Raw genomic sequence first — 24512 nt, forward strand, 5'->3', positions numbered from 1 at the left:
GCCCGTAGGAGCGCACCCGGGCGCGACGTCTTGCCGATCGGTACCACCTCATCGCGGCCAGGTCCGCTCCTACGACAGCGACAGAATCCTGCGATGTTTACCTGTAGGAGCGCACCTGGGCGCGACGTCTTTGTCGATCGGTACCGCCTCATCGCGGCCATGTCCGCTCCTACGACAGCGACGGAATCCCGCGCTGTTTACCAGTAGGAGCGCACCCGGGCGCGACGTCTTGTCGATCGGTACCGCCTCATCGCGGCCAGGTCCGCTCCTACGACAGCAACGGAATCCTGCGCTGTTTACCCGTAGGAGCGCACCCGGGCGCGACGTCTTGCCGATCGGTACCACCTCATCGCGGCCAGGTCCGCTCCTACGACAGCAGCAGAATCCCGCGATGGTTGCCCGTAGGAGCGCACCCGGGCGCGACGTCTTGTCGATCGGTACTACCTCATCGCGGCCAGGTCCGCTCCTACGACAGCGGCAGCCCACGATGTGGCGTGGCTCAGGCTTCGCCGAACAGCTCCGCTTCCAGCGTCATCAGCGGGGGGGCACCGCTGCGAATGGTGGCGGCATGGGTCAATGTGCGCGGCAGGATGCGGGCGAAGTAGAACCGCGCAGTCTCGCGCTTGGCACGCTTGAAAGCGTCGCTGTGTGCGGACGCATCGGCCGCCGCAACGCTGCGCGCCCACCAGTACGCCAGCACCACGTAGCCGGAATAGAACAGATAGTCGTAGCTGGCGGCGCCCAGTTCGTCCGGATCACGTGCGGCGCGGTCCAGCACATCGCGGGTCAGCATGGCCCATTCGCTGCACTTGTCGCGCAAGGGCTTGATGAACTCGGCCAGTGCGGCATTGCCTTCCTGCGCATTGGCGAAGGTTTCCACATCGGCCAGGAACAACTTGAGCCCGGCGGCCTGGCTGGCGGCGGTCTTGCGGCCGATCAGATCCAGCGCCTGGATGCCGGTGGTGCCTTCGTAGATGGTAGTGATGCGGGCATCGCGGGCCAGCTGCTCCATGCCGTATTCGCGGATATAGCCGTGGCCGCCGAAGCACTGCAGCGCGTGATATGTATTTTCGATCGACCATTCGGTCTGGCAGGCCTTGGAGATCGGGGTGAGGAAGCTCACCAGGGTCTCGGCATCGGTGCGTTCCTGTTCGCTGCCGCCGCGGTGCGACACGTCGACCAGGCTGGCCGCATGCAGCGCCAGCAGGCGGCTGCCTTCGGTCAGCGACTTGATGGTCAGCAGCATGCGGCGCACGTCCGGGTGCACGATGATCGGGTCGGCCGGCTTGTCGGGGAATTTGGCGCCACTGAGCGCGCGCGACTGCAGGCGCTCGCGGGTGTAGCGCAGGGCGTTCTGATAGGCGCGCTCGGACAGGCCGATGCCTTGCAGGCCCACGCTCAGGCGCGCAGTGTTCATCATCGTAAACATGGCCTGCAGGCCCTTGTGCGGCTGGCCGACGAGATAGCCTTGCGCGCCTTCGAAGTTCATCACGCAGGTCACCGACCCCTTGATGCCCATCTTGTGTTCGATCGAGCCGCAATGCAGCGCATTACGCTCGCCCACCGTGCCGTCGCGGTCCACCTTGAACTTGGGGGTGACGAACAGCGAGATGCCCTTGGCACCGGCCGGGGCGTCGGGCAGTTTGGCCAGCACCAGATGCACGATGTTGTCGGTGAGGTCGTGCTCGCCGGCGGTGATGAAGATCTTGGTGCCGGTGATGGCGTAGCTGCCGTCGGCATTGGGCTCGGCGCGGGTCTTGAGCAGGCCCAGGTCGGTGCCGCAATGCGGCTCGGTCAGGCACATGGTGCCGGTCCAGCGGCCATCGATCAGCGGCTTGAGGAACACCTCCTGCTGCCAGGCTTCGCCATGCTGGCGCAGCGCCTCGGTAGCGCCGTGCGAGAGCAGCGGGAAGTTGCCCCAGGCCAGGTTGGCTGCGTTGATCATTTCGCTCAGCGGCACGCCCAGGGTGTGCGGCATGCCCTGGCCACCGAACTCCGGCTCGGCAGTCAGGCCGTTCCAGCCGCCTGTCACGAACTGGTCGTAGGCCGCGCGGAAGCCGGGCGGGGTGGTGACCGCATGGGTGCTCTTGTCGAACGCGCAGCCGATTTCATCGCCGATGCTGTTGAGCGGCGCCAGCACCTGGGTGGTAAAGCGGCCGGCTTCTTCGAGCACCGCGTCGATGATGTCGGCGCTGGCGTCGCCATAGCCAAGCCGGGTGAACAAGGCTTCGGCGCCGAGCACGTCGTGCAGGGCGAAGCGGAAATCGGTCAGTGGGGCGTTGTAGCTGCTCATGCGGGATCCTTCGAAGCGGATGCGGGAGGCGTGCGCGTCAGCGCAGCACGCCGTTGAGGCCGGGGGCCGGGCTGAGCGTGTTGCGCGATTCGACCGCGAACTCGCGTTGTTTCTTGTCCTGCGGGGTGGCCCACACCGTGCCCTTGAGCGAGTACGGCAGCGAGCGGCCGCCGGCGAGCACATCGGCCACGGTGATGCGGCCCAATGACGTTGGCTGCAGGGTGACGGTCACCACATCGGCGGTCTCGGGGCCGATCGAGATCCCCACCGCCTGGTCGAGCTTGCCGGCGACCTGGTCGCCAGCGGAAATTTCCAGCGCCACGCGCTCGAACTGCATCGGGATGCTGCTGTAGTTCTGCAGGCGCAGATCCACCGACCAGGAGCCGTCGGCACGCACGGTCAGCTGCTGGATGCTGGCCGCCGGCTCGGACACGCGGCGGACCGCGCCACCGCAGGCGCTCAGCAGCAGGCCGCAGGCCAGCGACACGATCAGAAGGCGATAGGCACGCATGTAAGTGGGTCCTTGGCGGGTGTAAGGCGGCGCCAAGAATACTACGCAGTACGGACGCTGCCTTGCGGCCGGCGTGGACGCTGCGCCGCCGGTCAGCCGGCGCGCCAGCTCATAGCAAGCCAGCTCACAGCAATGGCGCGGCAACGATCAGTGGCGACAGGTCGTAGCCCATCTGCGTGGCCTGCACCTTGAGCTGCTCGAACTGCGCGCGCGGCATCTGTGGCGAGCGCGACAGGATCCACAGGTATTTGCGATCCGGCTCGCCGACCACCGCCCATTGATAGTCCGGGTCGAGCGCGATCACCCAATAGTCCGCCCATACCAGCGGCAACCAGCTCAACCATTCGGGCGCAAAGCGCACCTGCAATTGTCCGGCGTGGCCGTCGACCGGCTTGGCTACGCCATCGGCCTGGGTCAGGCTGCCATCGGCGGTGCGGCAGCCATTGCGCACGCCGATCAGGCCGTCGTCGCGCAAGGTGTAGCTGGCGGTGATGTCGCTGCGGCACTTCTTCTGGAACGACACCGGCAGGTGCGCGATTTCATGCCATTGCCCGGCATAGCGCGAGATATCCAGCTGCGCCACTGCACGCACCGGTTGCTGCGCAACCGCAGTCAGTGGCAGCAGGACGAGCAACGACAGCAGCAGGCGGGGCAGGCGCATGACGATCTCCGGTTGACGCGCGCAGGCTAGGCCATCGCCCCAGCCGCGCGGCGTGAACCGGCGCAAGAAACGTGGCGTCCCACGCAGCGCTGCAACAAAGTTCGTCACAACGCTTGCCCAAACTGCGGCTGCTCGCTATGATGCGCGTCCTCGCAACGCTGGCAGCAGTGTTGGGTTAGTGGCCGAGTAGCTCAGTTGGTAGAGCAGGGGATTGAAAATCCCCGTGTCGGCGGTTCGATTCCGTCCTCGGCCACCATTTCTTCAGTCTCGCAGCGCAAGTGGGTTGTTCCTTCGCGCTGCTGGCGACTCAAACGCCTCCCTTAGATGTGATCCTGTGTATACCGCGCGCCAACGGTCTGCCGTCTTGCTGTGTGGGTCGCCAACTGCTCCGGCGCTTTGCGAGCGAGTATTGGCATGCGTTGCTGACCTCTTTCTGCGCCTAGTACAGCGGTGTTGCGTTGGGCCCTTATCCAGCTGGCAGCGAATTTTTTCCACGTCATCTTCAACTCGGTGTGGCGATACTTCGCGCATGACGCACAAGACACTTCGACGCACCTTGATCCATGGGTATTGCGGTGAGTTCCGCGTGGAGACGATGGAAAGCCAGGCGCCCGGCGAGACGCTGTGGCGGTCGACCGCATTCGTCTATCACCGCGACCGTGCGGCACCGATCGCCACCATCGAAGCGGCGGGCGAGGGCGACTATCGCGGCGATGCGCGCGAGCAGGCGTTGCGGGTGGGGTCCTGTCTGGCGGATTTCCTCGATCCGAAGGAGTACCGCGCTTGCGACATGGAGGTCACCAACGCGCCGTCAACCGGAGCGGGTTGATCCTGCCCAGTACCTGTAGCGCCCCGTCGTGTGACTGCCAGCTAGAGCAGCGCCACGCAACGCAACGCAGAAGCGTTTCCAGCCCTTTGCGCAGAATCAGGTAGCTATCGCGGTCGAATTCGCCGGGCGCCGCCTTACAGGTTCGTGCGGCCTCCAGTGAGGCGGTGCTGCCCGGGTAATACCACTGCCGCAGCACATGGAACTGGGTCAGGTGCGCGGCGTGTTGCTTCAGTGCAACCGTCTCGGGAGTGGCCACGCCGCCTGTTCGAGATACTGAAGTGCCGCGCGCTGACGTTCTCCGTAATGACGACGGCATGCATTCGGCTTCAAGTTATGTGGCCGCTGATTGATGGATGCGTGCGCTTATGCCTGTCTCCCGTGCAGCACGCCCGTTTGCTTGTACGCGATCCCAGTGTCGCCAGGACGTCGTCAAGAACGCAGGCAGCGAAGCATTGGCAGTGGTTGGGCATCGTAGCCGCCGGTGGAGCATCCGCGGTTGCGTTGCTGCAACCACTTCACTGGCTGCCTCCCGCGATCGATTCAACGCCGCATCATCGCCATCAGCGGTTGTGTGCTTACCGGCGTGTATGGAAGAGACGGGAAATCACTTGGTGACTCCGGCGGCCACCAGGCCGCGCCGTAATAGACCATGGCCGCCATCGCTCAAGTCCGCCGCATCGATTACAAGCGGCACATCTGGCACCACGCCGATGGACTGGGTTGCGAAGGGATGTGTTCGGCTTGGGTGAAAACCGTCTGCCGCCACGCGATCGACGAGCGTCGCTTCGTCCATCTCGCCAGCGCGCAGGGTTGCCGTCGGATCGAAGATATAGAAATTTTCGCTGACAAGCGCGCGATATCCGGAATCGCCCAACTCAACACCCTCGCTTTGCGAATCCCGGCCGCCGCCGGCACCGATGGTGCGCTCGCCCATGATCGTGGCGCCGCTGGCCCACAGGTAGGTGGCCAGCAATTCGCCGGCCGATCGGGTGCCTGCATCCACCAGCACAAGGAGCGGTTTGTGCGACGCGACGCTGCCGCAGCTGGCATCGTCCTGCAGCGCTTCCAGGCGCACGATTTCTGGCGTTCCCGACGCGCTCATCTCGTAGGTCTTCACTGGCTTGCGTCCGGTGAGTGCCCAGGCGAATCCGCGCACTTCGCGTGCGAATCCGCCCATGTTGCCGCGCAAGTCGATGAGCATGACATCCGAGCGTGCTGCAATGGCATCGTAGCGACCGATCAACTCCCGGGTCACTGCACAAAACCCCGCCAACATGGGCGCGTCCGGGTCGTTTGTCTCTGCAGTTGCAGCCTCCCTGGCTTCCGCCGCCGCAGTGAACGTAGCGTTGTACTGCGGCGCAAACGCACCCAGACGAATGCTTCCCACCCGGGTGCTTCCGACCTGCACAACCTCGGGCAGATCAGGCGCGTCGACTGCGGATGCCAGCGTGCGCGCCAGCTCCTGGGTCATGGGCTGATAGGGCAGTGCGACCTGGCGCGGCGCCTGCGCGGACCTCTGCACGCGCAGGGTAACTGTCTTGCCGGCACCGGCCACCTGATGCGCCGCCGGCGTGCCGAGTGCGAGCGACAGCGCAGCTTCCGCTTGTCGCGCGCGCGCGTTGCCGCCGAACGTCAGCCCTGCTGCGTTTTTCAGCCATGCCGACGTGGGTGTTCCATCGATTTGCAGCACCTTGTCGCCTTGCGCAAGGCCGGTGATGCGCGCATCCAGGATGCGCCACACGATCATGTGACCATCGCTTGAGGTTCTGAACAGAACGCCCAAGGTCTCTGTCTTGCCGGCCTTCGCCCCGGTGAGCGCGACGTGCTGATCCGCGAGGCCGACAAGCCGTCGCGAAACATCGCTGGCTGTCGTTTCCGGCGCAAGTCTGGCGCTTGCCGCCCATGCGACAGCGCTGCCCTGCACATCTTCGGGATACGTGGCGCGGTAGCGCTCGACGTACTTCAACGACGGGTAGTGGGCACGCAGATACGCATCGAGTTCTTCGGCCGACGCTGCGGCGCAAAGCAAGCAGGTCGAGAGTGCGAGACAGGCGACGAGTCGTTTCATGGAGTTCCTGAAGTGCGGTGCACGGCTGCTGCCGGTGGAGGTGAAACCCGCTTTGCACACCTGTAGCCCGGCTTCGCCTGCGTCGATGATAAGGCGCTGATGCGTGGTGGAGCGGTGCTATCCGGCACCGTGACCTCTGGCGCGCGATGTCGGAGGCATCCACGCAGCAACGTCTTGCAAGCATGCGGCTGAGCGCTGTCGTACGGGAATTGTGGCCGTCGGTGGCGTGGTAGGTACGCGTGACTGTCGGTCCTGCGCGGTATCGAGGTTGGCATCGACATCGAGCGTGTGCTCGCACCGTATGCCATCGCGCGGCTGCAAGGATTGCCGGCTATGCTTGCGCGCTCGATCCAAACCAGATGAGGGAACGGCCATGACAACCCGATGCTGGTGGTGGACGGCGGCAATGGCAATGGCAATAGCAATAGCGCTGCCGTCTGGCGCCGCCACGCTGCCCGCAGGTGCTGCCAAATTGGTGCCTGCCGGGCAGTCGGTCATTGCTGTGGCCAGCGCGGATCTGACTGGCGATGGGCAACAGGACTACGCGGTTGCCTTACGCGCCGCGACCGAAGATGCAACGCGCTCTGGCGATCGCGCAGCGCCGGCGCGCACATTGCTGGTGCTGGTGGCGACCGCTCGCGGCTTTGTGGAGGCGGGGCGTAACACGCGGGTGATCTTCAAGGCCGACGAGGGCGGGCAGTGCGATCCCTTCCTGGATGCGGAAGATGGGTTGGTGGCGACCGGCAGATTTTTTACCGTGCAGAACGGCGTGTCGTGCGGGCAGCATTGGACCGACTACATCACCTTCCGCTACGACCGCACACGCCGTGCATTTCTGTTTCACAAGCGCGTGATCGAAGCCTGGGAATTGAATGCCAACGACGCGCCCGACGCCGATGCGCTGCGCCTGAGCGAGCACAAGGAGATCAACGCCGATCCTCGCAAGCCGGTGCTGTTGTCCGACTACACACCTGCGCCGTGACGGTGCGCTGCCCTCACGCGTCTGCCGGCCACCAGTTGTCCATATTGCGGCGATAGACGAACAGCCGCGGCGCCTTGGCCACCTGCGCCGACGCCTGGCGTTCCCCGGCGATCAGCGAGAACCCGATATCTGCCAGCATGCGCGAGAGCGCGTTGGCATTGCCGCGGCCGGGGTCGCTGATCACGATCTCGCAGGACGGCTTGGCCAGCCCCGGGATCAATTTGGCCAGCATGGTGGCGTGGCGGGTTTCGTAGAGCACGTCGCTGGCGATGATCATATCGAACTGGCCCATGTTCGCTGCGCCCGCGTCCCAATCTAGCCGGCGATAGGGCACCGATTCCAACGCGTTGAGCGCTGCGTTGTACGCCAGAAATACTTCTGCCAGCGGGTGATGATCGCTGGCCACCACATCGGCGCCGCGTTTGCGCAACACCAGGCTCGCCAGGCCCAGGCCGCAGCCGAGTTCCAGAATGCGCTTGCCTTCCACCGGGCGCGTGGCCATCGCTTCGGCCAGCAACTGTCCTGCCGGCCACACCTGGCCGAACAGGCTCCACTGCGCCGAAGAAATGCCGGCGTCAGCGGCAGCGTCGTCAGGGTCGGCAAATTGCTGCTTGTCCGCCAATGCGCGGATGACGTAAGTCTGCTGCCCGAAGGTCAACTCGTGAATCTGGGTCTGATAGCCCGGCATGGTGGCGTCGCATGATCGCCAGGCGTGCGCGCCGGCGTGGGAGGAGGCGCGCACGACGCAACCGACACGGCGGGACGACGGCGCAAGAGCTGCAAACTGCCAGGGCATGCTACGGCAAAACAGCGTGGGCGCGTGCCCGTCTTGGCCGACACCGGCGTGCTGCGTTAAGCGGCTGCGTTGCCCGCGATGCCCGCCTACGCAGGGCCACTGCATTTGGTTGCATCGACGAGCGCAGCCGTATCGGAAAGGCTCATCGATGTGAGGGATTAGCTCACTGCGCCCAACTAAACTGTGCGCCGGGAATGGCCCCGCGGAGACCATCACTTGAACGATACCCGTCACGGAGAGCTACGGGCGCCTCATATCAGCGAATCTCGCAGCCTGCCTGTAGAGAAGCATCGCTCGGATATCTTTTTTGCCGCCGTGGAAACCACGCGGATGCCGATGACGGTCACCGACCCGCATTTGCCTGACAATCCGATCGTGTTCGCCAACCGGGCGTTCCTGGAAATGACCGGGTATTCGGCCGAGGAGATCATTGGCAGCAACTGCCGTTTTCTGCAGGGCCCGGAGACCGATCCGGCCAGCGTGCAGGACGTGCGCGAATCCATCCAGCACCGCCGCGAACTCGCCACCGAGGTGCTGAATTACCGCAAGGATGGTTCGTCGTTCTGGAACGCGTTGTTCGTCTCGCCGGTGTTCGACGACAAGGGCAACCTGGTGTATTTCTTCGGCTCGCAGCTGGACGTGAGCCGTCGCCGCGACGCCGAGGACGCCTTGCGCCAGGCGCAGAAGATGGAAGCGCTGGGGCAGTTGACCGGCGGCATCGCGCACGATTTCAACAACCTGCTGCAGGTGATGTCCGGGCATCTGGAAGTGATCCAGATGATGGCATCCAAAGCGGGCGCCAACGCCGAGCGCATCGCCTTCAGTGCCGAACATGCCGCGACCGCAGCGTCCAAGGCAGCCACGTTGACCCAGCAATTGCTGGCGTTTTCGCGCAAGCAGAAACTGCGTGGCCGGGTGGTCAATCTCAATGGGCTGGTGTCGGGCATGAACAACATGGCCGAACGCGCGCTGGGTGGCGGCATCACCCTGCGGCAGTCGCTCGAAGACGGGCTGTGGAATTGCCAGATCGACACCACGCAGGCCGAAGTGGCTTTGTTGAACGTGTTGATCAATGCGCGCGATGCGATGGCGCAGTCCGAGCGCAAAGAAGTGACCGTGCAGACCCAGAACGTGGAGGTCACCAGCCATGATCTGGCCATGCATCACCAGTTGGCGCCGGGCCGCTATGTGAGCATCGCCGTCAGCGACACCGGTGCGGGCATGCCGCCTGACGTGGCCAGCCGCGTCATGGAACCATTTTTCACCACCAAGGACGAGGGGCAGGGCACGGGGCTGGGGTTGTCGACGGTGTACGGCTTCGTCAAACAGTCCGGCGGCACGGTGCGCATCTACAGCGAAGTCGGCGAAGGCACCACGGTGCGGCTGTATTTCCCGGCATCCAGCGAGTTCGAGAATGACCTGCAGTCAGTCAAGAGCCGTGCCATCGACAAGGGCGGCAACGAGACCATCCTGGTGGTGGAAGACAAGCAGGACGTGGCGGTGGTGGCCAAAATGTTCCTGGAAAATGCCGGCTATCGCATTCTGTCCGCCTCGAGCGGGCGCGAGGCGATCGAGTTGCTGGAACAGCACCCGGATGTGGATGCGCTGTTCACCGACCTGATCATGCCCGGTGGCATGAACGGTGTGGTGCTCGCACGCGAAGCGCGCCGGATGTTGCCCAAGATCAAGGTGCTGCTCACTACCGGCTATGCCGATGCCAGCATTCAGCGCACCGATGTCGGCGGCGCAGAGTTCGACGTGGTCAACAAGCCGTACACGCAAAAGGAATTGCTCAAGCGCATCCGCATGTTGCTGGATGGACCAACCGGCGTGGGCTGAGCGCGTTGTCGTATCGGGTGGCGCTGCCGTTCCGCGGTGGCGTCACCGATGCGCGGTTGGGATTGCCGATTGGCTGCTGCTTGAAGGCCGCGATGCTCTGGCAGCGCCACCGTGAAAACTGCGCGGACGCCAATAAGAGCGGCTAACAAAACGTAGCGAGCAGTCGTCAGGTGGGTGTGGACGGCGCGGAGGAACCGGAGTGTACGGGTGGTACACGAGGATTCCGAGCACCGGCCGCGCCCGCCTGGCGGCTGCACAGTAGTTTTGTTAGCTGCTCTAAGCGTGCCTTGGATCGCGGGCGCTAATGCATGCAAGCGTGGGCAGTGGTTTGCACCGCGGATGGCCGGCGATACAGCCGCAGCGGCTAGCGGTGCGATCAGCGATGCAGATCAGGCTCGGCGTGCCTTCGATAGAGCAGGTGCAGGCGCATGCCGATCAGCATCGCCAGCACGAACACCAGGCTGGACGGCTGTAATGCAGCCGCGCCGAGCAGTGCAGGCGCCGGGCAGAGCCCGACCAGCCCCCAGCCGATGCCAAACAGCGCGCTGCCCCACAGTAGTGGGCCGTCGATCTGCCGCTGGGCGGGCAACTGCAGCGACGCCCCGCGCAGTGTTCGACCACGCCGACGCGCCCACCAGAACGCAGGTGCCGCGACACCGATGGCGCCGAGCATCACCAGCGCAAGCGATGGGTCCCAACGACCGGCGACATCGAGAAAACCCAGCACCTTGTCCGGATTGGCCATGCCTGAGAGCAGCAGGCCGATCCCGAAGATCAGCCCGGCGATCGCGCTGCTGACAACCCGATTCACCAAACGCCCCGCAACGTGGCGAGCAAGGCATGCGTGGCGATCGCCACGCCCATGAACACGGCGGTGGCGACCAGCGAGCGGCGGGCGCCACGCGCGATGCCGCACACCCCGTGGCCGCTGGTACAGCCGCCGCCAAGACGTGCACCGAACCCCACCAGCAGGCCTGCGCCGAGCAACAGCCACCATGCCGCCTGCGGCTGCATCGAAGGCAGCGGCCGCACGATGGCCCACAGCGGCACGGCACTCAGCAACCCGAGCACGAAGGCGCCGCGCCAGCTGCGTTCATCGCGGTTCTGCCGTTGCAGCAGGCCGCCGACGATGCCGCTAACCCCGGCGATGCGTCCTTCGAATAGCATCAGCCACGCAGCAGCCAGGCCGATCAAGCCGCCGCCGGCCAATGCGCTCAACGGGGTGAAGTTGCTCCAATCGACGGCCATGTCAGTTTGGCTCCGCGGCGCCGCAGACGCTGGCATACAGGGCCTGCATCACCGCCAGCACGTCGGTGCTGGCGAGCTGGTAGTAGATGTATTTGCCGGCGCGACGGGTACTGACCAGGCCTTCGTCGCGCAACACGCCCAATTGCTGCGAAAGTGTGGGCTGCGAGATGGCAGTGGCCGCGTGCAGCTCGCCGACATTGCGTTCGCCCTGGGCCAGTTGGCAGAGCAACAGCAGGCGATCTTCGTTGGCCATGGCCTTGAGCAAGGTGCAGGCGCGCCCAGCCGACGCACGTAGGCGCTGCATGCTGTCTGGATCGGCGCGGAAGCGTGGCAGTGCGGGCGTGGCGTGGGTCGGCATGTCTGACAATCTACGTAAAAATAGAATGTCTGGCAATAGAGTGTGAGGGTCTAACGGCGTCGCAGGCCTTGTTCCAGAGTCCCGAAACCCAGTGGTACCGGACCAACAGAGGTCGGCAATGCGCGCAGGCCGCGCTTACACCGCCAGTTGGCACGCGCGCGGCGCAACGGGCGAACGACCTTTGCGGCACCTCGTCTTGGGGACTTAGAGCGGCTCACAAAACGTCGCGGGCAGTCGTCAGGTCGGTGTGGACGATGCGCAGGAGCTGCGGTGGACGCGTGGGACACGCCGCACCGCCCACTGGGTGCACCCGCTTGGCGGTGAGCGCAGGCGTGCTGCTAGTTACTCTTGGATACCTGAAGCAGCGCGCTGCACAACGCATTGCCTAACGCGGACGCCTCAGCGTACGTGCGGCGAATGCGCGGCAAGGCGCACCTCGCTATGTCGCCAGTCGGTGACATCGCCCGCAGCCTCAAGCCGACCGCTGCGAACAAGGTGGGCAATGCGCTGCGCAACGTGGTCGGCCGCGTCCTCGACATCGGCCAACTTCAACTGCGCGTCAGTGAGCGCTCTGGCAATGATCATCGCGACCTTCTGCCACTGCGGGTCGACAGCGTCGGTGACAAAGGCATCGATTGCGTGCAGCTCAACGCCGGATGGGCCAGTGCGTGTCATCGCGAATCACCACTGCAGATTTCCCTTGTCATGGCCACCGCATGCGTCATCTTGCATCCGGCAGACCGACTCAGGACATCACCACCAATCCCGAATGCCGAATCTCCGCGCCAACTACTCCTCGCCAAGCGGCGCCACATACCCTTCGGGCTTGTCGGCATTGCGCTCGAACAGGAACTTCTGCAGCTCGGTTTCGAGAAAGGCGCGATGCTTTGGATCGCGCGGCGATAGCCGGTTTTCGTTGATCAGCATGGTCTGGTGCGCCAGCCATGCCTGCCACGCGGTCTTGCCGATCTGCGCGAAGATGCGCTGACCGAGTTCGCCGGGGTACGGCACAAAATCCAGGCCGTCGGTGTCGCATTGCTGGTACTGGCAGAACACGGTGCGGGACATGCGAATTCCTTTGAGGCGTGCTTAAAGCGTGTCGAGCAACTTTCGGATCGGCGCCGGCAAGCCCAGCGAGCCGAGATCGGCGCGGGCGACCCAACGCAGATCGTCATTGTCGCGCACCGCCGCGCGCAGTGCGACCTTGCGCAAGCGCAACGGCTGCAGATGCAGGCGGTAATGGCTGAACGTGTGCACGATTGGCGCCATCTCGTCGGCGCGTTCGTAGTCGCCGTCCAGATGCGTGGCGAACCAGGCGCGCATACCGCTGTCGGTCTCGGCTTGTGGCAGCGTCCACAGCGAGGCCCAGATGCCGGTGGGCGGGCGGCGCTGCAGCAGGATCTCGCCCTGCGCGTTTTCCAGCAGCAGGGCGGTCGCTTCGCGCTCGGGCAGCAGCTTGCCCGGTTTGGGCGTGGGCAACGCCTCCACCAGACCCTCGCGGCGGGCAACGCAGGCATCCTGCAACGGGCACAACACGCAGGCCGGTTTGGCACGCGTGCACAGCGTGGCGCCGAAATCCATCTGCGCCTGGGTGTAGTCGGCCAGGCGGCCGTCAGGGACCTGCGCAACATGCGTTGTCGCCAGCACCCACAGCTGCTTTTCGATGGCCGGCAGGCCGGGGTAGCCGGCAATGCCATGGAAGCGCGTCATGACGCGTTTGACGTTGCCATCCATGATGGGAAAACGATCATTCCACGCCTGACTCAGGATCGCACCGGCGGTGCTGCGGCCGATGCCGGGCAGCGCGAGCAATGCATCGAAGTCGCGCGGCAGCTCGCCAGTGTGCAAGGCAACGCACTGTTTGGCGGCGGCATGCAGATTGCGCGCCCGTGCGTAGTAACCCAGCCCGGCCCAGTGCGCCATGACCGTGTCGTTGTCGGCTGCGGCCAGATCGGCAAGGGTCGGAAAACGTGCAACGAACTTCTGGAAGTACGGAATGACCACCGCAACCTGGGTCTGCTGCAACATGATTTCCGACAGCCACACGCGATACGGCGCGCGTGGATGTTGCCAGGGCAGATCGTGGCGCCCGTGGCCGTCGAACCAGTGCAGCAACGGGGCGACGAAAGCGTCAGCGGATGAAGCGGCGAGGTCTGCGGGCATGAGGTCTGCTGGCAAAGGGAGGCGATGAACGGCAATGGTGTCAGGACGGACACCCGGACGACCGTACGCTGTGGTGGGGCCCGATCACTGCAGCGGAAACGCAAGTCCGACCAGGCATTGCTCGCAGAAGAAGCCTTCATCGCCAGGCCAGTGCGGTTCCGCCGGTGCATGGTAAGCAACCACCGGTGCATCAACGTTGCCCTGTGCGCGTAACGTCGCAGGCAAGGGCTGGGCGAACTCCAGCACCTGTTTGGCGCGCGACCAGCCGTGCGACACCTGCTGCACCGTGCAACCTGCCTGCAGTGCCTGTGCGCACAGTGCTTGCAGATGCGGGCAGGGGTCTTCCAACTCAGCTGCCCAGCGCTTCCGGCAGTAAGGCGTCGACGAAGGCGACCGGGTCGAACACGCGCAGATCTTCCGGGCGTTCGCCGATGCCGGCAAAACGGATCGGAATATTGAACTCGCGGGCCAGCGCGAACACCACGCCACCCTTGGCGGTGCCATCGAGCTTGGTCACGACCAGGCCGGTGACGCCGACTGCCGCATGGAACTGACGCAGCTGTGAGATGGCGTTCTGGCCGGTGGTGCCGTCGATCACCATCAGCACTTCGTGCGGCGCAGCGGCGTCGATCTTGCCGAGGACGCGGCGGATCTTGCCCAGCTCGTTCATCAGGCCGGTCTGGGTGTGCAGGCGTCCGGCGGTGTCGGCGATCAAGACATCGGTGCCGCGTGCCTTGGCGGCCTGCAGGGCGTCAAACGCCACCGAGGCGGCATCGGCGTTTTGCCCCTGCGCGATCACTGCAACGCCATTGCGATCGCCCCAGGCCTGCAACTGCGCCACGGCAGCGGCGCGGAAGGTGTCGCCGGCGGCGAGCATCAGACTGTTGCCTTCGTCCTTGAAGCGCTTGGCGAGCTTGCCGATGGTGGTGGTCTTGCCAACGCCATTGACGCCGACGGTGAGCACCACGAACGGTTTGACCGAACGGTCGATCACCAGCGGTTTGGACACCGGCTGCAGCAACGCGATGAGGTCGGCGCGCAGGGCCTTGAACATGGCCTGGGCATCGGCGAATTCGCGCGACTTCATGCGCTTGCGCAGGCCTTCGATCAAGGCGGTGGTGGCGCCGATGCCGACATCGGCGGTGATCAGCGCGGTTTCGATCTCGTCGAGCAGATCGTCATCGAGCTTGGGGTTGCGCGAAAACAGGCCGCCGAAGCTGCGTGCGAAGGTGCTGTTGCGCAGCCGCTCGCGCCAACCCGGCTTGCCAGCCGGTGCGGCAGGCAGCGCGTCGTGCTGGCCGACGATGCTGTCGGTGTCCTGCGTCGCTGGCGCCGGGCTGCTGACGATGGCCGGTGCGGTCACCAGCGGTGTGGCGCTTGCAGCAGGAGCTGCGGCAGGCGGCGTGGACGCGGTGGGTGTTGCGGCAGGCGGCACCACCACGGGCGGCGCCGCGACCGGCGGGGCGGCAGCGGGTGCCGCAACAACAGGAGCCGCAACAACCGGTGCTGAGACCGAGGGTGTGGAACTCGGCGACAGCGTTGCAGGTTGCGCCGGGGCAGCGACAGGCGGCGTTGGTGCAGACTGCGGCTGCACAACGACAGGCACCACCACCGGGGTCGGCGCGGCGGGCGCGGTGGTCGGTGCCGGGTCCGGCAACGCCTGCAGGGCGGACGGCACAGGATGCGTGGGCGCGGCGGGCGCGCTCGGCACAGCGGCAATGCTCTGCGCCTGGCCGGTGCGGGCGGCGATATCGCGTGCAAGCGCCTCAGCCGGTGTTGCTGGCGCGGTGGTTTCGGCTATCGGTGCAGGCGCGACCGCCGGCGCGGCGGCAGGCACTGTGCCGGACTGCGCAGGCGGCATGGCCTCGACCGGCGATGCGGGCGTGGCGGCCGATGGCGCGGTGGGGAATGCGGCTGCCAGTTCTTCCAGGCTATAGCGCGAGGTCCGCGAGCTGTCGGGCGTGGTGGGCTTGTTGCGGCGGAAAAAGCTGGCCATTGGCAACGCAGTAGGGGAAACCCGGAATTCTATCATCCGGGTCCCGGCTCACCTTGACGCGCCCTTCAGCGCCGCCCTGTTTCAAGCGGGTCAAAATGCGCTGCGGCGGGGCGCTCAATCCTGCCGAATTCTGCATTTGTGCCAGCTGTATGTCAGCACCCGATTGCAGCGCGCAACCGGCGCTCTTACAGCTGGCCCTTGAGCGCGCGGTAATCGCGCGGGGTCATGCCGACGGTGGCCTTGAACTGGCGGGCGAATGCGCTCTGGTCGGCAAATCCGCAGCGTTGGCCGATGCTGGCGATGCTGTCGTCGCCGTACAGCAGGCGCATGGCCGATTCGATGCGCAGCTTGGTCAGCAGTTGCTGCGGGGTGACCTGGAACACGCGACGGAAGTGCCGCTCCAGCTGCGCCACCGAGAGCCCGGCCAGATCGGCCAGCGCCTGCACGCGCAGGTTGTCGCCGAAGTTGGCCTGCATGTGTTCCATCACCTGGCTCAGGCGCTCGTAGGCCGAATGCCGGCTATCGGGCTGGCCCAGATCGCGCGAAATCCCCACCACGCCAATCACTTCGTTTGCTTCGCACAGCGGGCGTTTGAAGGTCAGGCACCAGCCGGGCAAGCGGTTGGGATACAGATGCACTTCGAGCTGGTTGTCGATGAGTTCGCCCAGCAGCACGCGACGGTCCTGCATCATGTAACTGCCGCCCAGCGGCAACGGAAACACTTCCAGCGGCGAACGGCCGATGATCTCGCTGCGCAGCTTGCGCCCGAGCCGGCGCACCAGGGTGAGGTTGCAATGGGTGTAGCGGCCCTCGCTGTCCTTGATGAAGAACACCACGTCCGGCAGTGCATCGAACAGCGTCTGCATTTCCAGCGCGGGAAGGTTGAGGTCCATCAGGGTCATGATAGCGGTCACGATTTGACGGCTGCACGGTGGTGCAACCCAGGCTTGATCCTAGCGTAAACGCGTGGCTGTGAATCAGGTTGGCGATTGTGCAGATTTCCGCATTTTCACTTCGCATTGAACGCTAGTCGTCGAAGGGCCGGCAATGGGAGCATGAGCCATGCACACCATCGACGTCATCGACTCCCATACCGCCGGCGAACCCACCCGCGTGGTCCTGGCCGGCTTCCCCGATCTGGGCGATGGCGACCTGGCGCAGTGCCGCGAGCGCTTCCGCCAGGATTTCGACCACTGGCGCAGCGCGATCGCCTGCGAGCCGCGCGGTTCGGACACCATGGTGGGCGCGCTGCTGTTGCCGGCGCGCGACCCTGCCGCCTGTACCGGGGTGATCTTCTTCAACAACGTCGGCTATCTGGGCATGTGCGGCCACGGCACCATCGGGGTGGTACGCACGCTGGCCGAGCTGGGGCGTATTGCGCCGGGCCAGCACCGCATCGAAACGCCGGTGGGCACCGTGGGCGTGGAACTGGCCGAAGACGGCACGGTGTCGGTGGACAACGTCGAGAGTTATCGCGCCGCCGCCGGTGTGGAAGTGGACGTGCCGGGCCATGGCCGGGTGCGTGGCGATGTGGCCTGGGGCGGCAACTGGTTTTTCATCACCGAGCAGGCGCCGTGCGCGCTCGATCTGGCGCACCAGCGCGAGCTCACCACCTACACCGAAGCGATCCGGCTGGCGCTGGAAGCGGCCGGGATTACGGGTGAGGCGGGTGGTGACATCGACCATATCGAAGTCAATGGCGCCGCTCCCGACGGCAGCGGCGTGGCGCGCAACTTCGTGCTGTGCCCCGGGCTGGCCTACGACCGCTCGCCCTGCGGTACCGGCACCAGCGCCAAGCTGGCCTGCCTGGCCGCAGACGGCAAGCTGGGCGAAGGCGAGCGCTGGGTGCAGCAAGGCATTTTGGGCAGCGCGTTCGAGGGCAGTTATCGCCTGAGCGGGCGCGGCATTGCGCCGCGCATCAGCGGGCAGGCGTTCATCACCGCGCGGTCGCAGTTGATCATCGATCCGGCCGATCCGTTCGCCTGGGGCATCGTGGCCTGATGCAGGTGCCGCCGCCCGCGCCGAATGCTGCGTTGGCTGCGCCGTCGAGCGGTTCGGCTACGGCGTTGCTGCATGGCGATGCCAATGCGGAGTCCAACTCCGCTGCCGCCTCCACGCGGCGTAGCTACGACCTGATCGTGATCGGCGCCGGCATCGTCGGTGCCGCCTGTGCGGAAGCTGCGGCAGGCGAGGGCTTGCGTGTGGCGATCGTCGAGCCGGGGCCGATTGGCGGTGGTTCGACTGCGGCGGCGATGGGGCACCTGGTGGCGATGGACGACGACCCGGCCGAGCTGGCGTTATCGGCGTATTCGCTGCGCTTGTGGGAGCGCTTCGCGCAATTGAGCGAGGCCGAGTTCAGTCGCTGCGGCACGCTGTGGGTGGCACGCGATGCGCGCGAACTGGCGGCGGTGCCAGCCAAGATTGCGCGGCTGGCGGCTGCCGATCTGCACGCAGAGGCCATCGATGCGCAACAGTTGTATGCCCTGGAACCGCAGCTGGTGCCCGGGCTGGCCGGTGGCATGCGGGTGCCCAATGAAGCGGTGGTGTATCCGCCGCGGGTGGCGCGGCATCTGGTGAGCCTGGCCTGCAAGGCCGGTGCGCAGCTGTTTGCCGGCCGTCAGGTAACCCAATTGCAAACGCAGGGCGTGCGTCTGGACGATGGCCAGCTGCTGTCCGGGCCGGTGCTGGTCGCCAGTGGTGTCGCCCTGCCGCAGTTGCTGCCCGAGCTGGCGCTGCGTCCGCGCAAGGGCCATCTGGTCATCACCGACCGGCATCCTGGCTTGATCCAGCATCAACTGCTGGAGTTGGGTTATGCCGATTCGGCGCATGGCGCCGACGACATCAGCGTGGCCTTCAATGTGCAGCCGCGGCCGACCGGGCAGATTCTGATCGGCTCGTCGCGGCAGTTCGGCGAAAACGACCGCGCGCTGTCGATGCCGGTGCTGCAACGGATGTTGCAGCGGGCATTTGCGTATCTGCCGGTGTTGCGCGAGCTGCAGGCGATCCGGGTATGGACCGGCCTGCGTCCGGCCACCCCGGACGGGCGCCCGTATCTTGGGGCGGTGCCCGGCCGGGCCGATGTGTGGGTGGCAGCGGGGCATGAAGGGCTGGGGGTCACCACGGCGCTGGGGAGCGCACGGGTGATCGTGGACAGCCTGCTCGGGCGCACGCCGGCCATCGACCCGGCGCCGTACGCACCGGCGCGCGCGGTCCAGGGCGCCGCCGCATGAGCGCCACGGTTCGCCTATATGTGGATGCGCAACCGGTGGACGTGCCGGCCGGCGCCAGCGTGGCGGCAGCGGTGGCGCAGGCCACGCTGCAGTTTCGCCAGTCCAGCAGTGGCCAGCCGCGGGCACCGTTATGCGGCATGGGCGTGTGTTTCGAATGCCGCGTGCGCATCGACGGCATTGCGCAGCAACGCGCATGCCTGGTGGATGCGCAAGAAGGCATGCAGGTGCGCACCGATGGCTGAGCGCGTGCTGCATTTCGATGTGCTGGTGATCGGTGCCGGCCCGGCCGGATTGGCTGCCGCGCAGGCGGCCGCTGGCCATGGCGCACGCGTGGGCGTGGTGGACATGCAGCCGCGTGCGGGCGGGCAAGTGTGGCGCAGCGACGTGCACCACGGTGCGCCGGCCGATGCACGCGCGCTGTTGCGGCAGGTGCAGGGCAATGCCGCAATCAGCCTGCTGACGCGCACGCAGATCGTGCTGGCCCAGCCGGGCTGGTTGTTGGCCGATGGTCCGGACGGCACGCTGCAACTGCATTACGCCGCGCTGGTACTGGCCACTGGCGCGCGCGAATTGCTATTGCCGTTTCCGGGCTGGACCTTGCCCGGCGTCACCGGCGCAGGCGCGGCGCAGGCGCTGGCCAAACAAGGCTGGCCGGTGCGCGGCAAGCGCGTACTGGTGGCCGGCAGCGGGCCGTTGCTGCTGGCCAGTGCGGCCACCTTGCAGCGCCATGGCGCGCAGGTGCTCGGCATCCACGAACAGACCAGTGCTGCGGCGTTGCGCACCTTCGCCGCGCAGTTATGGCGCTGGCCGGGCAAGGCCTCGCAGGCGGTGGCGCTGCGGCTGCAATTGCATCGCGTCGCCTATCGCGCCGGCAGCGTGGTGGTGGCCGCGTATGGCGATACGCAGCTGCGCGAAGTGGAACTCGATGGCCCGCGTGGCCGCACCCGCGTGGCTTGCGACCAACTCGCCGTGGGCTACGGCCTGGTACCCAATACCGAGCTTGCGCAGCTGCTGGGTTGCCAACTGGAACCCTGTGGCGCGCATCGACAGATCCAGGTCGATGCCTTGCTGCGCACCAGCGTCGTGCAGATCTTCGCGGCTGGCGAAGCCTGCGGCATCGGCGGGCGCGATTGCGCGTTGGTCGAAGGTGCGATGGCCGGGCATATGGCTGCCGGCGCACCCGATCACGCACTGCAGCTGCAGCCGCGTCGGCGGGCCGCACGCGCGTTTGCGCAGCTGTTGCAACAGCAATTCGCACTACATCCGCGCATCCGCACGCTGGCGCAACCAGACACGTTGGTCTGCCGCTGCGAAGACGTGCCACTGGGCGCGCTGGACGACTTCGACGATGCACGCGACGCCAAGCTGGCCTCGCGCTGCGGCATGGGCGCCTGCCAGGGCCGCATCTGCGGCAGCGCACTGGCCGAACTGGGCCGTTGCCCGCCCGATCTTTCCACCGACGCCGGCCGCCGGCCGCCGTTGTTCCCGGTCCGCCTCGCGGCGCTGGCCGACTCGTTCACTTCCGACTCGCAAGGGAATCATCCATGAGCATTGCTGCGTTCTGGCACGGCGTGTTGCCGGCCATCACCACCCCGTTCACCGCCTCCGGTGAGATCGACCACGACTTCCTCGGCAAGCACGCTAACCAGCTGGTGGATGCCGGCTGCACTGCGATTGTGCCGCTGGGCTCGTTGGGCGAAGCGGCCACCTTGAGCGTGGACGACAAGCTGGCGGTTCTGCGCACCCTGGTCACTGCCTTGAACGGCCGCGTGCCGGTGGTGCCGGGCATCGCCAGCCTGGCGACCGGCGAAGCGGTGGCGCTGGCCAAGGCGGCCAAGGAGATCGGATGTGGTGGTTTGATGGTGCTGCCGCCGTACGTCTATTCCACCGACTGGCGCGAGATGGGCGCGCATGTGCGCGCGGTGATCGGCGCGACCGATCTGCCGGTGATCCTGTACAACAACCCGGTGGCCTACAAGACCGATTTCGGCCCGGCGCAGATCGCCGAACTGGCCGCCGAATTCCCCAACCTGCAGGCAGTGAAGGAATCTTCCGGCGACGTGCGCCGCTTCGCCGCGCTGCAGGAATTGCTGGGCGATCGCCTGGCGCTGCTGGTGGGCATGGACGATGCCATCGTCGAAGGCCTGAGCATGGGCGCCAAGGGCTGGATCGCCGGTTTGGTCAACGCCTATCCGAAGGAATCGGTGCGCCTGTTCGAACTGGCGCGCGATGGCGGTTATCCGGCTGCCAAGGAGTTGTACAACTGGTTCCTGCCGCTGCTGCGCCTGGATACCGTGCCCACCTTCGTGCAGCTGATCAAACTGGTGCAGGCAAAGGTTGGCCTGGGCAGCGAGCATGTGCGTGCGCCACGGCTGGTCGTGGCCGGCGCCGAGCGCGAAGCGGCGCTGAAGGTGATCGATCATGCGATTGCCACCGCACCTAAGCTGTCCTGATGACGCAGGCACCGTGACGCTGCGCAACACGCCGATCTGTCAGCGTGTTGCGCAATCACGTCGCCGTGTGCGCAGCGACGTGTGCTGATCGATGCGGATGTCGCGTTTGATACGGCATCCGCATCGGCCCCTTGGTCGGCCGCTGCCGCACGCTGCGCACAGGTCGATTCCATGCAATTGAAGGTGCCGCAATGAACGAGACGATCCAACCCATCCTGCTGGCCGGCCAATGGCAGCCCAGTCACGCGGCGACGGGCAGTTTCCGCGCCGCCAACCCCGCCACGGGCGAGGCGATCGGGCCGCTGTTTCCGGTCAGCAGTGCCGACGATATCGAAACCGCGCTGAGCGCCGCGCAAGCGGTCGCCGCCGAGCTGGCCGCCGCGCCGGCCGAGCGGATTGCCGCATTTCTTGACGCATACGCAGACGCGCTGGATGCCGACGCCGACACCCTGGTCGCACTCGCGCATGCAGAAACCGCATTGCCGGCGCCCACGCGTTTACGTGGCAATGAGCTGCCGCGCACCAGCGGCCAATTGCGCCAGGCCGCAAACGCGGTGCGCAGCTACAGCTGGACCAACCCCATCATCGATAGCGCCGCCGATCTGCGCTCGCATCTGGCGCCCTTGGGCAAGCCGGTGCTGGTGTTTGGCCCCAACAATTTCCCGTTCGCGTTCAACGCGATTGCCGGCAGCGATTTCGCCTCCGCCATTGCTGCGCGCAACCCGGTGATCGCCAAGGCGCACCCGCTGCATCCGGCCACCAGCCAGCGCATGGCGCAACTCGCGCATCAGGCACTGGTGGGCGCGGGTCTGCCGGCGGCGGCGGTGCAGTTGCTCTATCACTTCGACAACACCGTCGGCGTGCGGTTGGCCGGCGATAGGCGCCTGGGCGCGATCGGGTTTACCGGTAGCCGCGCGGGCGGGCTGGCGTTGAAGGCCGCGGCCGATGCGGCCGGCGTGCCGTTCTATGCCGAGCTGTCCAGCGTCAATCCGGTGTTTCTGTTGCCGGGCGCACTTGCCGAGCGCGGCGATGCGCTGGCGCAAGAGTTTTTTGCCTCGTGCACCTTGGGCAGCGGCCAGTTCTGTACCAATCCCGGCGTGGTGGTGGTGCCGCACGGCGCGGCGGGCGATGCGTTCGTTGCGGCCACCAAGGCGCATTTCGACGCGGCCATGCCGATGGTGCTGTTCTCGGCCGCAGGTGTGGACGGCGTGCAACGTGGGGTGGCGAGCCTGCGCGCCGCCGGCGCCGCGGTGCTGGCGGGCGGCCACACCGGTGAGGACGGCTACCGTTATGCGCCGACCTTGCTGAGCGTGGAGGCATCGGCGTTCCTCGCCAACTCGCATGCGCTGCAGACCGAGGCATTCGGCCCGGTGAGTCTGCTAGTGCGTGCGCAGGACAGTGCGCAGATGGCGCAGCTGGCCGCCGCATTCGAAGGCAACCTGACCGGCACGCTGTATCGCGCTGTCGATGGCAGCGACGATGCGGCATGGCAGGCCATCGCACCGGTGCTGCGTGCGCGGGTTGGCCGGTTGATCAATAGCAAGATGCCGACCGGCGTGGCGGTCAGCGCCGCGCAAAACCACGGTGGCCCGTTCCCGAGTACAGGACATCCGGGCTTCACCGCGGTGGGCATGCCGGGCGCGATTCGCCGCTTTGCCGCCTTGCACAGTTACGACGCCGTCCCGGATGCCTTGCTGCCGCCGGAACTGCGCCAGCACAATCCGGGCGGTGTCGCGCGGCTGGTCGATGGGCAGTGGAGCACCGTCGACTTGGGAGCGGGCACATGAGTACGCAGATCGGCGGTCTGTCGCTGGAACAGGCGCGCGCACAACTGGCGCCCTGGGCGCAGCGCGCCGCGCCGATCGCCGCAGACGAGTACGCGCAGCGCATCGAACGCGCACGCGGGCTGATGCGCGCACATGGTGTGGACGCCTTGTTGATTGGTGCAGGCACGTCCTTGCGCTATTTCACCGGCGTGCCGTGGGGCGCCAGCGAACGGCTGGTCGCCGCGTTGCTGACCCTGGACGGCGACCCGGTGCTGCTCTGTCCGGCGTTCGAGGAGGGCTCGCTGGACGCGGTGCTGCAGGTTCCGGTCGCCAAATATCTGTGGGAAGAACACGAAGACCCGTACGCGCTGGCGGTGCAGGCGATGGACGACCGCCATGCGCACGCGCTGGCGTTGGACCCGGGCATCGCCTTCGCCGTGCACACCGGCTTGCGTGCGCATCTGGGCACGGCCATCCGCGATGCCGGCGCCATCATCGACGGCTGCCGTATGTGCAAGTCGCCCGCCGAGCTGGCGCTGATGCAGCAGGCCTGCGACATGACGCTGCTGGTGCAGCGGCTGGCCGCGGGCATCGCGCACGAAGGCATTGGTACCGATCAGCTGGTGCGCTTCATCGACGAGGCGCATCGCGCGCTGGGCGCGGACAACGGCTCGACCTTCTGCATCGTGCAGTTCGGGCATGCCACGGCGTTTCCGCACGGCATTCCGGGCGTGCAGCACTTGCGCGAAGGCGAACTGGCGCTGATCGATACCGGTTGCACCGTGCAGGGCTACCACTCCGATATCACCCGCACCTGGAGTTACGGCACGCCCAGCGATGCGCAACGGCGCATCTGGGATCTGGAGCAGGCCGCGCAGGCGGCGGCATTTGCGGCGATCCGCCCGGGCGTGGCCTGCGAGGTGGTGGACCAGACCGCGCGCACCGTGTTGGAAGCGGCCGGGCTTGGCCCGGATTACCGGCTGCCGGGGTTGCCGCATCGCACCGGCCATGGCTGCGGTCTGGCCATTCACGAGGCGCCGTATCTGGTGCGCGGCAATGCGCTGCCGCTGCAGCCGGGCATGTGCGCCAGCAACGAACCGATGATTGTGGTGCCTGGCCAATTCGGCGTGCGGCTGGAAGACCATTTCTACGTCACCGATGCCGGCGCGCAGTGGTTTACGTCGCCCTCGATCGCCATCGATCAACCGTTTGCCTGAGCCCGCACAGGCAAACGAACCGTAGGAGCGCACCCGTGCGCGACGGGCATTCCCGAGAGAGCCAGTCGCGCCCGGGTGCGCTCCTACCGCCGTCCCTGCATT

General features: G+C 66.2%; 25 protein-coding genes, 1 tRNA gene and 2 other RNA genes. 11 read left to right on the plus strand and 17 right to left on the minus strand.

Features of this window, described 5'->3' with window-relative positions:
* Positions 1 to 499 precede the first annotated feature (499 nt).
* The 3 genes from ABQZ00_RS06845 to ABQZ00_RS06855 form a co-directional block, all read right to left on the minus strand.
* A complete protein-coding gene (locus ABQZ00_RS06845; protein WP_323537267.1) occupies positions 500 to 2293 on the minus strand; it encodes an acyl-CoA dehydrogenase C-terminal domain-containing protein in 1794 nt (597 codons plus the stop codon).
* A 37-nt stretch (positions 2294 to 2330) separates the two neighbouring features.
* Complete coding sequence (locus tag ABQZ00_RS06850) at positions 2331 to 2804, minus strand: LEA/WHy family protein (protein WP_323523478.1); 474 nt, start codon at positions 2802 to 2804, stop codon at positions 2331 to 2333.
* Positions 2805 to 2928: 124 nt separating this feature from the next.
* Positions 2929 to 3465 (minus strand): lipocalin family protein, encoded by a 537-nt coding sequence (locus tag ABQZ00_RS06855; protein WP_115528325.1) that lies wholly within the window; start codon positions 3463 to 3465, stop codon positions 2929 to 2931.
* Between the two features lie 180 nt (positions 3466 to 3645).
* On the opposite strand from ABQZ00_RS06855, the gene ABQZ00_RS06860 reads away from it, so the two are divergent.
* Together ABQZ00_RS06860 and ABQZ00_RS06865 are read left to right on the plus strand one after the other, a co-directional pair.
* A tRNA-Phe gene (locus ABQZ00_RS06860) sits at positions 3646 to 3721 on the plus strand.
* Positions 3722 to 3994: 273 nt separating this feature from the next.
* Entirely contained in the window at positions 3995 to 4294 is a 300-nt protein-coding gene (locus tag ABQZ00_RS06865) for a hypothetical protein (RefSeq protein ID WP_323537266.1), read from the plus strand.
* Here ABQZ00_RS06865 and ABQZ00_RS23795 read toward each other — a convergent pair.
* Positions 4263 to 4610, minus strand: a complete 348-nt coding sequence (locus ABQZ00_RS23795; RefSeq protein WP_503064246.1) for a hypothetical protein — start codon at positions 4608 to 4610, stop codon at positions 4263 to 4265. The two genes, ABQZ00_RS06865 and ABQZ00_RS23795, sit on opposite strands and share 32 nt — an antisense overlap.
* Before the next feature lie 288 nt (positions 4611 to 4898).
* Entirely contained in the window at positions 4899 to 6218 is a 1320-nt protein-coding gene (locus ABQZ00_RS06870; protein ID WP_323537264.1) for a S41 family peptidase, read from the minus strand.
* A gap of 556 nt (positions 6219 to 6774) precedes the next feature.
* Between ABQZ00_RS06870 and ABQZ00_RS06875 the strand changes: the two genes are divergently transcribed.
* Positions 6775 to 7344, plus strand: a complete 570-nt coding sequence (locus tag ABQZ00_RS06875; protein WP_323537263.1) for a hypothetical protein — start codon at positions 6775 to 6777, stop codon at positions 7342 to 7344.
* A gap of 13 nt (positions 7345 to 7357) precedes the next feature.
* Here the strand turns inward: ABQZ00_RS06875 and ABQZ00_RS06880 are convergent, their stop codons facing one another.
* Positions 7358 to 8032, minus strand: a complete 675-nt coding sequence (locus ABQZ00_RS06880; protein ID WP_055851577.1) for a class I SAM-dependent methyltransferase — start codon at positions 8030 to 8032, stop codon at positions 7358 to 7360.
* A gap of 324 nt (positions 8033 to 8356) precedes the next feature.
* Between ABQZ00_RS06880 and ABQZ00_RS06885 the strand changes: the two genes are divergently transcribed.
* Positions 8357 to 9979: a hybrid sensor histidine kinase/response regulator gene (locus ABQZ00_RS06885; protein ID WP_323537262.1), complete on the plus strand. Its 1623-nt coding sequence runs from the start codon at positions 8357 to 8359 to the stop codon at positions 9977 to 9979.
* 140 nt (positions 9980 to 10119) lie between these two features.
* Here the strand turns inward: ABQZ00_RS06885 and ABQZ00_RS06890 are convergent.
* The 11 genes from ABQZ00_RS06890 to ABQZ00_RS06940 form a co-directional block, all read right to left on the minus strand.
* Positions 10120 to 10195, minus strand: a non-coding RNA gene (locus ABQZ00_RS06890) — sX9 sRNA.
* Positions 10196 to 10355: 160 nt separating this feature from the next.
* A complete protein-coding gene (locus ABQZ00_RS06895; RefSeq protein WP_323523474.1) occupies positions 10356 to 10790 on the minus strand; it encodes a DUF6691 family protein in 435 nt (144 codons plus the stop codon).
* Entirely contained in the window at positions 10787 to 11227 is a 441-nt protein-coding gene (locus ABQZ00_RS06900) for a YeeE/YedE family protein (protein ID WP_115528032.1), read from the minus strand. Before ABQZ00_RS06900 ends, ABQZ00_RS06895 begins: the two co-directional genes overlap by 4 nt.
* A gap of 1 nt (position 11228) precedes the next feature.
* Entirely contained in the window at positions 11229 to 11585 is a 357-nt protein-coding gene (locus tag ABQZ00_RS06905) for an ArsR/SmtB family transcription factor (RefSeq protein WP_323537261.1), read from the minus strand.
* A 211-nt stretch (positions 11586 to 11796) separates the two neighbouring features.
* A non-coding RNA gene (locus tag ABQZ00_RS06910) (sX9 sRNA) lies at positions 11797 to 11872 on the minus strand.
* Between the two features lie 112 nt (positions 11873 to 11984).
* A complete protein-coding gene (locus ABQZ00_RS06915) occupies positions 11985 to 12260 on the minus strand; it encodes a DUF3658 domain-containing protein (protein WP_323537260.1) in 276 nt (91 codons plus the stop codon).
* A gap of 114 nt (positions 12261 to 12374) precedes the next feature.
* Positions 12375 to 12653: an oxidative damage protection protein gene (locus ABQZ00_RS06920; RefSeq protein ID WP_055851591.1), complete on the minus strand. Its 279-nt coding sequence runs from the start codon at positions 12651 to 12653 to the stop codon at positions 12375 to 12377.
* A gap of 21 nt (positions 12654 to 12674) precedes the next feature.
* Positions 12675 to 13748, minus strand: a complete 1074-nt coding sequence (gene mutY / locus ABQZ00_RS06925) for an A/G-specific adenine glycosylase (protein WP_323537259.1) — start codon at positions 13746 to 13748, stop codon at positions 12675 to 12677.
* Positions 13749 to 13832: 84 nt separating this feature from the next.
* Entirely contained in the window at positions 13833 to 14096 is a 264-nt protein-coding gene (locus ABQZ00_RS06930; protein ID WP_323537258.1) for a hypothetical protein, read from the minus strand.
* Between the two features lies 1 nt (position 14097).
* Positions 14098 to 15744, minus strand: a complete 1647-nt coding sequence (gene ftsY / locus ABQZ00_RS06935; RefSeq protein WP_323537257.1) for a signal recognition particle-docking protein FtsY — start codon at positions 15742 to 15744, stop codon at positions 14098 to 14100.
* 185 nt (positions 15745 to 15929) lie between these two features.
* Complete coding sequence (locus ABQZ00_RS06940) at positions 15930 to 16646, minus strand: AraC family transcriptional regulator (protein ID WP_082473564.1); 717 nt, start codon at positions 16644 to 16646, stop codon at positions 15930 to 15932.
* Positions 16647 to 16806: 160 nt separating this feature from the next.
* Between ABQZ00_RS06940 and ABQZ00_RS06945 the strand changes: the two genes are divergently transcribed.
* From ABQZ00_RS06945 to ABQZ00_RS06975, 7 genes are all read left to right on the plus strand, one after another.
* Positions 16807 to 17745, plus strand: a complete 939-nt coding sequence (locus ABQZ00_RS06945) for a proline racemase family protein (RefSeq protein ID WP_115562328.1) — start codon at positions 16807 to 16809, stop codon at positions 17743 to 17745.
* Positions 17745 to 18974 (plus strand): NAD(P)/FAD-dependent oxidoreductase, encoded by a 1230-nt coding sequence (locus ABQZ00_RS06950; RefSeq protein ID WP_323537256.1) that lies wholly within the window; start codon positions 17745 to 17747, stop codon positions 18972 to 18974. The genes ABQZ00_RS06945 and ABQZ00_RS06950 overlap by 1 nt, the downstream gene beginning before the upstream one ends.
* A complete protein-coding gene (locus tag ABQZ00_RS06955) occupies positions 18971 to 19216 on the plus strand; it encodes a 2Fe-2S iron-sulfur cluster-binding protein (RefSeq protein ID WP_055851609.1) in 246 nt (81 codons plus the stop codon). The genes ABQZ00_RS06950 and ABQZ00_RS06955 overlap by 4 nt, the downstream gene beginning before the upstream one ends.
* The gene (locus tag ABQZ00_RS06960; RefSeq protein ID WP_115528026.1) at positions 19209 to 20522 is read left to right on the plus strand and encodes an NAD(P)/FAD-dependent oxidoreductase; all 1314 of its coding nucleotides are present in this window, start codon (positions 19209 to 19211) and stop codon (positions 20520 to 20522) included. Before ABQZ00_RS06955 ends, ABQZ00_RS06960 begins: the two co-directional genes overlap by 8 nt.
* Positions 20519 to 21427, plus strand: coding sequence for a dihydrodipicolinate synthase family protein (locus ABQZ00_RS06965; RefSeq protein WP_055851614.1), 909 nt, complete (start codon positions 20519 to 20521; stop codon positions 21425 to 21427). The genes ABQZ00_RS06960 and ABQZ00_RS06965 overlap by 4 nt, the downstream gene beginning before the upstream one ends.
* A 191-nt stretch (positions 21428 to 21618) precedes the next feature.
* A complete protein-coding gene (locus ABQZ00_RS06970; protein WP_323537255.1) occupies positions 21619 to 23214 on the plus strand; it encodes an aldehyde dehydrogenase family protein in 1596 nt (531 codons plus the stop codon).
* Positions 23211 to 24410, plus strand: a complete 1200-nt coding sequence (locus ABQZ00_RS06975) for a M24 family metallopeptidase (protein ID WP_323537254.1) — start codon at positions 23211 to 23213, stop codon at positions 24408 to 24410. The genes ABQZ00_RS06970 and ABQZ00_RS06975 overlap by 4 nt, the downstream gene beginning before the upstream one ends.
* Positions 24411 to 24512: the final 102 nt, after the last annotated feature.

Origin of the sequence: Xanthomonas sp. WHRI 10204, assembly GCF_040202875.1 — a bacterium.
GTDB lineage: Bacteria > Pseudomonadota > Gammaproteobacteria > Xanthomonadales > Xanthomonadaceae > Xanthomonas.

Bases quoted from the DNA above. Each gene is read 5' to 3' on its own strand.
- ABQZ00_RS06845 (WP_323537267.1), bottom strand. From the start codon at position 2,293: ATGAGCAGCTACAACGCCCCACTGACCGATTTCCGCTTCGCCCTGCAC.
- ABQZ00_RS06850 (WP_323523478.1), bottom strand. From the start codon at position 2,804: ATGCGTGCCTATCGCCTTCTGATCGTGTCGCTGGCCTGCGGCCTGCTG.
- ABQZ00_RS06855 (WP_115528325.1), bottom strand. From the start codon at position 3,465: ATGCGCCTGCCCCGCCTGCTGCTGTCGTTGCTCGTCCTGCTGCCACTG.
- ABQZ00_RS06865 (WP_323537266.1), top strand. From the start codon at position 3,995: ATGACGCACAAGACACTTCGACGCACCTTGATCCATGGGTATTGCGGT.
- ABQZ00_RS23795 (WP_503064246.1), bottom strand. From the start codon at position 4,610: ATGCCGTCGTCATTACGGAGAACGTCAGCGCGCGGCACTTCAGTATCT.
- ABQZ00_RS06875 (WP_323537263.1), top strand. From the start codon at position 6,775: ATGGCAATAGCAATAGCGCTGCCGTCTGGCGCCGCCACGCTGCCCGCA.
- ABQZ00_RS06880 (WP_055851577.1), bottom strand. From the start codon at position 8,032: ATGCCGGGCTATCAGACCCAGATTCACGAGTTGACCTTCGGGCAGCAG.
- ABQZ00_RS06900 (WP_115528032.1), bottom strand. From the start codon at position 11,227: ATGGCCGTCGATTGGAGCAACTTCACCCCGTTGAGCGCATTGGCCGGC.
- ABQZ00_RS06905 (WP_323537261.1), bottom strand. From the start codon at position 11,585: ATGCCGACCCACGCCACGCCCGCACTGCCACGCTTCCGCGCCGATCCA.
- ABQZ00_RS06915 (WP_323537260.1), bottom strand. From the start codon at position 12,260: ATGACACGCACTGGCCCATCCGGCGTTGAGCTGCACGCAATCGATGCC.
- ABQZ00_RS06920 (WP_055851591.1), bottom strand. From the start codon at position 12,653: ATGTCCCGCACCGTGTTCTGCCAGTACCAGCAATGCGACACCGACGGC.
- mutY (WP_323537259.1), bottom strand. From the start codon at position 13,748: ATGCCCGCAGACCTCGCCGCTTCATCCGCTGACGCTTTCGTCGCCCCG.
- ftsY (WP_323537257.1), bottom strand. From the start codon at position 15,744: ATGGCCAGCTTTTTCCGCCGCAACAAGCCCACCACGCCCGACAGCTCG.
- ABQZ00_RS06940 (WP_082473564.1), bottom strand. From the start codon at position 16,646: ATGACCCTGATGGACCTCAACCTTCCCGCGCTGGAAATGCAGACGCTG.
- ABQZ00_RS06945 (WP_115562328.1), top strand. From the start codon at position 16,807: ATGCACACCATCGACGTCATCGACTCCCATACCGCCGGCGAACCCACC.
- ABQZ00_RS06950 (WP_323537256.1), top strand. From the start codon at position 17,745: ATGCAGGTGCCGCCGCCCGCGCCGAATGCTGCGTTGGCTGCGCCGTCG.
- ABQZ00_RS06955 (WP_055851609.1), top strand. From the start codon at position 18,971: ATGAGCGCCACGGTTCGCCTATATGTGGATGCGCAACCGGTGGACGTG.
- ABQZ00_RS06960 (WP_115528026.1), top strand. From the start codon at position 19,209: ATGGCTGAGCGCGTGCTGCATTTCGATGTGCTGGTGATCGGTGCCGGC.
- ABQZ00_RS06965 (WP_055851614.1), top strand. From the start codon at position 20,519: ATGAGCATTGCTGCGTTCTGGCACGGCGTGTTGCCGGCCATCACCACC.
- ABQZ00_RS06970 (WP_323537255.1), top strand. From the start codon at position 21,619: ATGAACGAGACGATCCAACCCATCCTGCTGGCCGGCCAATGGCAGCCC.
- ABQZ00_RS06975 (WP_323537254.1), top strand. From the start codon at position 23,211: ATGAGTACGCAGATCGGCGGTCTGTCGCTGGAACAGGCGCGCGCACAA.